The organism is Streptomyces altiplanensis (assembly GCF_053591575.1).
This window is the reverse complement of sequence record NZ_JBSFUB010000080.1, coordinates 24,687-33,287: the sequence shown is the minus strand read 5'-3', so window position 1 is coordinate 33,287 and position 8,601 is coordinate 24,687. Positions and strand designations below refer to the sequence as shown.

At 68.8% G+C, this 8,601-nt stretch carries 7 protein-coding genes and 1 pseudogene; 2 read left to right on the top strand and 6 right to left on the bottom strand.

The genetic code is table 11. The features are described from left to right. Nucleotides 1-68: 68 nt before the first annotated feature. The 4 genes from ACWD0Y_RS27665 to ACWD0Y_RS27650 all read right to left on the bottom strand — a co-directional run bounded on the left by ACWD0Y_RS27665 (nucleotide 69) and on the right by ACWD0Y_RS27650 (nucleotide 4,209). A complete protein-coding gene (locus tag ACWD0Y_RS27665) occupies nucleotides 69-737 on the bottom strand; it encodes a hypothetical protein (protein WP_450263042.1) in 669 nt (222 codons plus the stop codon). A gap of 181 nt (nucleotides 738-918) precedes the next feature. Beyond that, complete coding sequence (locus tag ACWD0Y_RS27660) at nucleotides 919-1,644, bottom strand: SMI1/KNR4 family protein (protein ID WP_450263041.1); 726 nt, start codon at nucleotides 1,642-1,644, stop codon at nucleotides 919-921. 998 nt (nucleotides 1,645-2,642) lie between these two features. Further along, nucleotides 2,643-3,353: an N-acyl homoserine lactonase family protein gene (locus ACWD0Y_RS27655; RefSeq protein ID WP_450263040.1), complete on the bottom strand. Its 711-nt coding sequence runs from the start codon at nucleotides 3,351-3,353 to the stop codon at nucleotides 2,643-2,645. Nucleotides 3,354-3,459: 106 nt separating this feature from the next. Further along, nucleotides 3,460-4,209: a transposase family protein gene (locus tag ACWD0Y_RS27650; RefSeq protein WP_450263045.1), complete on the bottom strand. Its 750-nt coding sequence runs from the start codon at nucleotides 4,207-4,209 to the stop codon at nucleotides 3,460-3,462. A 459-nt stretch (nucleotides 4,210-4,668) separates the two neighbouring features. Between ACWD0Y_RS27650 and ACWD0Y_RS27645 the strand changes: the two genes are divergently transcribed. Together ACWD0Y_RS27645 and ACWD0Y_RS27640 are read left to right on the top strand one after the other, a co-directional pair. Further along, a complete protein-coding gene (locus tag ACWD0Y_RS27645; RefSeq protein ID WP_450263039.1) occupies nucleotides 4,669-5,505 on the top strand; it encodes a metallophosphoesterase family protein in 837 nt (278 codons plus the stop codon). A gap of 23 nt (nucleotides 5,506-5,528) precedes the next feature. After that, complete coding sequence (locus ACWD0Y_RS27640) at nucleotides 5,529-6,230, top strand: 4'-phosphopantetheinyl transferase family protein (RefSeq protein ID WP_450263044.1); 702 nt, start codon at nucleotides 5,529-5,531, stop codon at nucleotides 6,228-6,230. 116 nt (nucleotides 6,231-6,346) lie between these two features. Here the strand turns inward: ACWD0Y_RS27640 and ACWD0Y_RS27635 are convergent. Continuing rightward, nucleotides 6,347-7,591 (bottom strand): annotated as a pseudogene (locus ACWD0Y_RS27635) (amidase); the annotation flags it as partial. Between the two features lie 207 nt (nucleotides 7,592-7,798). Further along, nucleotides 7,799-8,545, bottom strand: coding sequence for a thioesterase II family protein (locus tag ACWD0Y_RS27630; RefSeq protein WP_450263038.1), 747 nt, complete (start codon nucleotides 8,543-8,545; stop codon nucleotides 7,799-7,801). Nucleotides 8,546-8,601 lie beyond the last annotated feature (56 nt).

The following is an 8,601-nucleotide window of genomic DNA, read 5'->3' as shown; positions in this document are numbered from 1 at the left end:
GTCCCACTCCGCGTTCGTCAGATCCCCACGGCCCATGCAGCCAGCCTGACCTCAACACCCCACTCACGTCAGGAGATCCGAGAAACATCACCTAGTGGAATCCTGCGGGGGCTGTGTTCGCCTGCGCAGATCCAGGCGCGCTCATCCTCGTCAAACAGCCAGTCTGCAGCTCCCCACATGGGGTGTCCCCGCAGGAGGTGCCGGGCCAGAGGCTCACAATCGTCCGGGGTACCTTGAGCCTTCAGAGCCTGCTTCACCAGGGTGACGGCTTCCGCCGGCACGTTCGCGTCGCCCAGGACGGGCAGCAACAGAAGCAGCCGGGCATGCGGGTCGGTCACTCCTTCTCCGGCGTCCGGGGCGGGCAGGAGCGCGGCGAGTTCGGGCCAACACAGGCCGGGGCCGATCCGGTCCTCGTCCGTGCTGGCCAGGACCAGACCATCCGTCCGCCAGTCGGGGTGCACGATGAAGTAGTCGGTGGAGGTGCACTCCTCGCCGCTGTTGTAATACAGGAAGATGCTGTGTCCGCCCGCGAGCGGAATCTGGAACATCGGCCAAGCGGCCTTGTCGTACAGGCACTCCAGCATGACTTCGACGTCCGCCGGGTCCACACCGAAGGACTCCACCTGCGCACCCTCGTACAGCTCCACCAAGTGCGCGGCCCAGAACTCCGGTTCCGCCAGCAATGGCAGACCGTCCACGAGGGGAGAAGAGGCATACCAATGCCGTGCCATGGCCATGGCGTGATTCTCGCACCAGGTGATCCTGTCTGTTCGGTCACCCCCGCAAGAGGTCGTGGACAACTTGACGCGTTGGCATCGTGAGGTGTCTACCACCTCGCCACCCGCGCCAGAGCCGAACAGCAGCCTCTGGGCTGACTCCGGCGTGGGGAAGCTCGGCTGACAGGAGTCTTGAACGCGGTCAGCGATAGTCGTTGAGCCAGTCGCCCGGGATCAGGTCACGAACACGGTCGAGGTCTTCTGCCGTCCGGCCACGGGCCAAGATGGCCATGCCGTCGTCGCGCAGCAGGGCGTCCTGGCCCAGGAACCAGCGAGTCGCGTGGTCTTCCTCGCCGAGGGGATAGGCCGGGAACGGCAGCTGGACGTAGTTCTTCTCCAGCAGTTCGGTGCTGTCATCGTCGGGGTCAAGGAAGTCGCACGACTCTCCGTCGGCCTGGACGGACTCCGACAGAACGATCTCGACGAAGCAGAGGGAAAGACGCTCCAGCCAGCTTTCCCACCGCTCGGCGGTTTTATCGGCCAGGTCGAGCCGGATGAATACCGCAGGGTCGTCGTCCTGGAGGCTGTCGAGGAGGATGCCCCAGGATGCGGCTCCCTGGTTCTCGTGCCGGAAGACCAGGGCCTCCTTGGCATCGTCCACATACAGCTCCGCCGGGTCGAGCAGCACATCGTGATTGCTGGTCAGATCCCGGCGGCGCCCGAACAGCAGGTACGCCTCGCGCAGCGCGGCCGGCAGCCGAACACCCAGCCTCTCCTCGGCCGCTGCCAGATCGGCTTCCGTCCACCCGTCGCTGCTCTTCAGGGCGCCGGCCCAGTGGGCGGCGAACCCCTGGATGAAGCTCCATGCACCACTGCGTCCTTCGACGCCGTCGACGAGGGATGCAGCAAGATCGAACTCTTGTTTCATGCCAAGACGATATCCGTCCCGCTCCTCAGCCCTCTCCGTGCCCCGACACGCGGGTCTGGCGTTCTTGGAACTCAGTGAGCGTTTTCCCACCTGGCATCTGCTCTGGTCAAGCAAGGTTCCTGGACTGCGGTGGCAACCGACCCGGCTCCCTGAGCAGCGGTTCTACCGTTGGCGGAGTCGAGCGTCGAATGCTCTGGGCTGGGCTGGGCTGGGCAACATCTTGAGAATCTCGGCGGTCAGGTTGGAAAGGGCTCCGTATGTGGAACACGCGGTAGTGCGGCGCTGCATAAAGGAGTTACATGGCGCCCCAGGAAGGCACGTCCCTGCCCGCTCGCAGCATTGAGGTGGCCCGCATCCTCGCTGAGGCAGGCATCGGGGGCCGAGTACGCGAGCTGACGGAGTCGACACGCGCGGCCGCCGAAGCCCTGGGGTGCCACGTAGGCGCAATCGCCAACAGCCTCGTATTCGTCTCCGAGGATGAGCCCGGTCTGGTCCTGACCAGCGGCCGGCCTCGGCGTCGAACTCGCCGGCACCGGTATCTGCGTCAACGCGCCGGCTCCCGGCTCCTTCCGTACACCGCTGAACGACGGCGTCGACGACGACCCGCATGTCCGGGACTTCCGCGGCCACCAAGCCCCATGGGGCGCTGGGCCGGCCCCGATGAACTCTTCAGCGCGGCAGTTCTATTCGCCAGCCCAGCGGCGTCCTGCCCCACAGGTGCAGTACTGCCGGTCGACGGTGGCTGGACCGCCCACTGAGCTGACACACCTGGCCGTGGCGTTCCGGGATTGGCCGGCCCCGGAACTCGCGCCAAGTTGTAAGTCAAAGCGTAACAACGAGTGTCGGCGCCACCGGCGTCCCTCTACATGAGGCACGCGCGGAGATGCGAGTCCCTGCCTATCACGCCGTGATAGGCAGGTGCTGCTTCCCGCCACTCTCTGGATGATCGATTCCAAGGGCTGCTCTGGTTGATCAGATGGCAGTTGGGGCGGCTGGCGTCAACCGCTGTGCCGAGGCGGTTCCCAGACGGAGCAGTCGTGTGCGAAGAGCACGCGGCGGGGGTCGAATTCAGTGAGTCGCTCCAGCCATGGCTGATAGGTGGGAGGCGGCGGTTCGAGGCCGTGGAGGACGGCCTGGCGGGCCAGATGGTCCGAAGCGAAGTGGGATGCGAAGTCGTGGGCCTGGCCGGCGAGGACCACGGTGCCGTCGTTCTGCCGGATCACGAGCGACTGGTGCCCGGCGGTATGCCCGGGGGTTGGGATGATCCAGACCCCCGGCCAGACCTCGGTTTCTCCAGTGATCTCCTGGTAGGTGGCGCCAGGGAAGTCGACGAGTTCGTCGATGGTGTAGCCGCCTCGGCGGGCTGTGGCCAGCTCCACGGACTGCACGAGGATGGGCTTGCCGCCCAGCAAGGGATTCCCGCCGCAGTGGTCGAAGTGGAGGTGGCAGTTCACAACCAGGTTTATGTCCGCGAGGGTGACTCCTGCAGCCGCGAGGGCTCCCTCGAGCGGCCTGCGGTGGGGGCGATAGTGGGCTTCGGTTTCTGGGTCGGCAGCGCCGACACCGGTGTCGAAGAGAAGCAGCCCCTCGTCACGCTGCACGAGATAGGCGAAGACGGGTTCAACTCGAGGCTGCAAGCCACCGGTTTCCGATGCCGGCCGGACGAAGTAGCCCAGGTCAAGTCGGCGTACTGCCGTCTGCTTGCTCATCGGGTCATGCTGGCAGGCCGCCGCGTCCTTCCTCGGGTTTTCCGCCGACAGCGGACTCAGCCCAACCTGCCGGCGAGTGATCAGCTTCCCGGCTCAGTGGGCTCTTTCAGTGTTGCTGCTCCAGGGTGAGGGCGGTGGCGGCGATTGACGACATTCGATTAGGGCTGCACCGGGCTCCGCGGAAGATCCGCCATGACTTCAGTCGTGCGAGGCCGCGCTGAACTGGTGCCCGCGCCGCCGAGAGCGCGCGGTTGACGGTTTGCCGGGTGGGTGTGAGGTCGCGGCCCGGCGGGCGCCTGAGGGGTGCCGTCACCCATGGGCCGGCTCCCAGGGAGGTGCGGTCGGCAAGGACCGGGACACCCAGGCGTTCGCAGAGCCGGATGATCCGGTGGGTGCGGGCCGCGGTCAGGTCGTGTACGCGGCCGGGCAGTGCAGGTGAGATCCACAGCAGCCGTCCGGCCGGGCCGGTCAGCAGCTGCACGTTCACGCCGTGCCGACGATGCCTGGGGGAATAGCCGGCCCGGCTGTCACCGACCCGGTCGCACTCTGCGAGCGTGCTGTCAAGCAAGACATAGTCCGAGTCGGCCTCGCGCAGGGCGCGCAGCAGGCCGGGCGCGCGGTCGGCGAGCAGGTCGACGACGGTCGCCACGTAGGCGTGAGCGATGCCGACTGGGATGCCGAAGCCGGCCGCGAGCTGCACGAGGGGGTCATGCCGACGCAGGTACACCGGAGCCACCAGGGCACGTTGGTGCGGCGGGAGCTTGCATCGACGGCCACCCTCGCGGGTGACGATGAGCATCGTGACCCACTCGACCAGCGCATGAGGCAGAGCGAGTGCGGCAGAATAGGGAACCAACGCGGCTCCCGCGCCTGCGGGTTGAGACTTCGAACACCTCCCCAACGGCACGGGAGTCTCGTGCGTTGCGCATGCCACCAGCGTCACCCGATCAGTGGCCACGCTGAAAGCGTTCACCCACTGAAATGAATCTCGCGCTACTGAGATCTTCGGGGCCATCCGACACGGATGCGCGCAGGGCTGGATGAGGGGCACCGGGGCGACGTTGTCGGCCGCCGCGCCTCTGCGGACACTCCTGGCGGCGCCGCGCAGGGGCCTTGCCGGCCAAGGTGCCACGTGCCCGGGCCTCTGGGACCGGGGCACGTAGAGTGGGACGGTCGTGTGTCGTTCCGCATCGCGGGGCGGGGCGGCGTGGGGGGACAGGACATGCGCAGATGCAGCGTGCGGAGGGGACATGGACGGAAGCGGTGTGTATGAGGACGGGTAGTGCGGCCATCACGGTGCGGCGGGGGCGCTGAGATGAGTCTGTTCGCCATCAGCGACCTTCATGTCCGCCATGCCGAGAACCGCGACATCGTCGAAGGTCTGCGACCGGAGTCGGACGATGACTGGCTGGTGGTCGCCGGAGACGTCGCGGAAATCTTCGACGACATCGTGTGGGCGCTCGGGACACTGAATGATCGCTTCGCCAAGGTCATCTGGACCCCCGGCAACCACGAACTGTGGACCCCGCCGAAGGATCCGGTCCGGTTCCGTGGTGAGGAGCGCTACCTGCACCTGGTCCAAACCCTGCGCGGCCTCGGGGTGGTCACGCCCGAGGATCCCTACCCGGTGTGGCAGGGCGCCGGCGGTCCGGTCGTGGTCGCGCCGCTGTTCGTGCTGTACGACTACACGTTCCGGCCCGAAGGCACGTACACCAAGGAAGGGGCGCTCGACGTCGCCCATGAGGCGGGCGTGGTCGCCACCGACGAGTACCTGCTGCACCCCGACCCGTACCCCAGCCGTGAGGCGTGGTGCCGGGCGAGGCTGGCCTACACTCGCTCGCGGCTGGACCGGATCGACCCCGCACTGCCCACGGTGCTCGTCAACCACTTCCCACTGGTGCGCGAGCCCACCCGCGTCCTGCACTACCCGGAGTTCGCGCTGTGGTGCGGCACCGAGGCCACGGCCGACTGGCACGTGCGGTACCGCGCGGTCACCGTCGTCTACGGGCATCTGCACATCCCACGCACGATCGAGTGCGACGGGGTGCCTCACCGCGAGGTGTCGCTCGGTTATCCGCGTGAGTGGCGCCGTCGGCCGGTCGCGCCCGCCGGGCTCTGCCGCATACTCCCCGGACCGGGAAGTATGCGATGACCGCCGCCATCGGCCGACGCGGGCTGCTCAGCCGGCTGCTCCCCGACGACGTGATGGTCAGTGAGCTGTTCACCGACCCACCGGACGTCGCACTGTTCCCGCAGGAGGCCGAGGCTGTGGCCGGCGCCGTCGAGGCGCGACGACGGGAGTTCGCGACCGTACGGCGGTGCGCGCGCATCGCGCTGGCCCAGCTCGGCGTGGCACCTGGGCCGATCCTGCCCTCCCGGGAAGGCCCGCCGTGGGCGCACCGCGCGCCGAAGTGGCCCGAGGGCGTGGTCGGAAGCATGACGCACTGCGACGGATACCGCGCCGCGGCGGTGGCCCGGCGTTCGGCGATCGCCTCGGTGGGCGTGGACGCCGAACCGAACGCCCCCGTACCCGACGGCGTGGCGGAATTGGTGGTGCTGCCCGAGGAACGCGGCATCCTCGAACGGCTCGTTGCGGCCGAACCCACTATCGCCTGGGACAGGCTGCTGTTCAGCGCCAAGGAGAGTGTCTTCAAGGCCTGGTACCCGCTGACCGGCCGCTGGCTGGACTTCAGCGAGTGCGTGATCGAGCCCGATCCGAACCGGGGAACCTTCACAGGAACCCTCAAGGTCCCCGGGCCGGTCGTCTCCGGGGAGCGGATCGACCGCTTCGAGGGACGGTGGCAAAGCATGGCCGGTGAGGGCCCCGGCCACCTGGCCACCGCGGTCGTCGTCCGCGGGCGAGGTCCACTCTCCTGACTCTGTGCTCCGGTTCCGGCCCCTGACGGGGCGGTGCCGGAGCTCACGGCACGCTCCCGCCTGCCCGCCTGCCCGCCTGCCCGCCTGCCCGCCTGCCCGCCCGGCCGCCCCGGGTGTCAGCCGACGTACGCCGGCGGCTGGCGGTCCTTCCACGGCACGGCCTGCTCCAACTGTGCGGCCACCTGGAGCAGAAGGTCCTCCCGGCCATGCGCCGCGACGAGCTGCACCCCGATGGGCAGACCTTCCACACTCTGGCCGAGAGGCAGACTGACGGCCGGATTCCCTGACACGTTGAACGTGGCGGTGAACGGCCCGTGCGTGAAGATGCGGCTCAGCCAGGAGCGCACCGAATGGTGTGGATCGTCGTAGTCCAGGGTGCTGTGCGGAGCGGGCAGCCGGGCCAGCGTCGGCGTGACCAGCAGGTCGTACTCCTGGAAGAACCGGCCCACGGGCCGGGTCACCCGGTGCTGGGCCTCCATCGCCTTCATGACGTCCAGCGCGGTGAACGCCTCGGTCTCGGCGAGCACACGACGCGACACCGCTTCCAGTGACGAGGCGTCGGGCCGGCGGGGCGCGCCCCTCAACACCGCGCCACCTGTGGTGACGGCGGTGAGCATGGCGGCCTCGACGACCGCTTCACCATCGACGTCCAGCTCTGTCTCGGTCACCGTGTGGCCGATCCACTCCAGCACCTTGCCGACGGTCACCGTGGTCTCCGTCACCTGCGCGTCCACCGACCCGCCCGCCCACGCCGAGGTGGTGAGTGCCACCCGCAGCCGCCCCGGATCGGTACGGATGGCCTCGGCGTACGGGCGCACCGGCGACGGCGCCTGGTACTTGTCGCCGATCGCGGGCGCGCAGACCGCGTCCAGCAGATGCGCAGTGTCCCGCACGGTACGGGTCACCGCGAACTCCACAAGCTGCCCGAAGGCGGCCTCACCGCTCAGCGGCCCGCACGGGGTGCGCCCGAGACTCGGCTTGAGGCCGACGAGACCGCAGGAGGACGCCGGGACACGAATGGAGCCGCCTGCGTCGTTGGCGTGCGCCAGCGGTACCGCACCCGCGGCGACGAGCGCGGCCGCGCCACCGCTCGACCCGCCCACGCCGCGCTCGAGGTCCCAGGGATTGCGGGTGGGGCCGTAGCGCACCGACTCGGTCGCGAAGCTCAGCCCGAACTCCGGTGCGGTGCTCTGCCCGAGTGCCGCCAGACCCGCGGCACGGAACCGGGCCATCAGGTCGTGGTCGACCACCGCATAGGCGCCGTTGATGCTGCGGCTGCCGAGCGTGAACGGCACCCCCTGGGCGAAGGGGCCGCTGTCCTTGATGACGAAGGGGATCCCGCCCAGCGGCCCGTCGGGCTCATGGGCCAGGGACGGGTCGAACAACGGCCGGGTCAGCGCGTTGAGATCGGCGTCGGCCCGCTCCAGCGCAAGCCGTGCCACCTGCTCCACCTCGGCCGCGGTCACCTCCCTGTCCCGGATCAGCTCCCGCAGACCGACCGCGTCGAAGAACGCGTACTCGTGGAGTTCCAGTGGTCCCAGCTCCTTGCCCTCGTTGCCGACGCGTGGTCAGCGCCGCGTCGTCGCGGCCTCGATGTGCCTGGTGATCTCCCCCACGACGCTCTCCGCGTGGGCACTGACGAAGAAGTGCCCGCCGGTGAAGACCCGGATGCGGAACGGGGCGACCGTGTGCTGCGCCCACGCCCTGGCCTCAGCCACTTCCACCAAGGGGTCGTCGTCGGCCGTCAAGGCGATGACCGGGCAGTTCAGCGGAGGACCCGGCTCGTAGCGGTACGTTTCGACGGCGCGGTAGTCGCTGCGCATGGCCGGCAGGACCATGCGCAGAATCGCTTCGTCGGCGAGCACCTCCGCATCGGTGCCGCTCAGCCGCCGCAACTCCCTGATGAGCCCGTCGTCGTCGAGCAGATGGACCTGCTCGCCGCGATGGCGCGAGGGCGCCCTGCGCCCGGACGCGAACAACCCCAGCGGTACGATCCCCCGGGCTTCGAGCCGTCGCGCGACCTCGAATGCTGTCGTCGCTCCCATGCTGTGGCCGAACAGGGTCAGCGGTCGGTCCGCCCAGCGTACGAGCTCCTCGGTGATCCGGTCGGCCAGGGTCGGAATGTCGTCCACATGCGGCTCGTACATGCGGTCCTGCCGACCGGGGTACTGCACCGCCAGGACGTCGACGCCGGGGGACATCGCCCGGGAGACGGGGAAGTAGAACGTGGCCGACCCACCGGCGTGCGGGAAGCAGACCAGGCGGGTGCCTGCCTCCGGCGCCGGATGGAACCGGCGGATCCAGCCACTGCTCATGGGCAGTCCAGCCACAGTTCTTACCCTTCGTCGTACAAGCCCTTACTGGAGCGACG

Bases quoted from the DNA above. Each gene is read 5' to 3' on its own strand.
- ACWD0Y_RS27665 (WP_450263042.1), bottom strand. From the start codon at position 737: ATGGCCATGGCACGGCATTGGTATGCCTCTTCTCCCCTCGTGGACGGT.
- ACWD0Y_RS27660 (WP_450263041.1), bottom strand. From the start codon at position 1,644: ATGAAACAAGAGTTCGATCTTGCTGCATCCCTCGTCGACGGCGTCGAA.
- ACWD0Y_RS27655 (WP_450263040.1), bottom strand. From the start codon at position 3,353: ATGAGCAAGCAGACGGCAGTACGCCGACTTGACCTGGGCTACTTCGTC.
- ACWD0Y_RS27645 (WP_450263039.1), top strand. From the start codon at position 4,669: ATGAGTCTGTTCGCCATCAGCGACCTTCATGTCCGCCATGCCGAGAAC.
- ACWD0Y_RS27630 (WP_450263038.1), bottom strand. From the start codon at position 8,545: ATGAGCAGTGGCTGGATCCGCCGGTTCCATCCGGCGCCGGAGGCAGGC.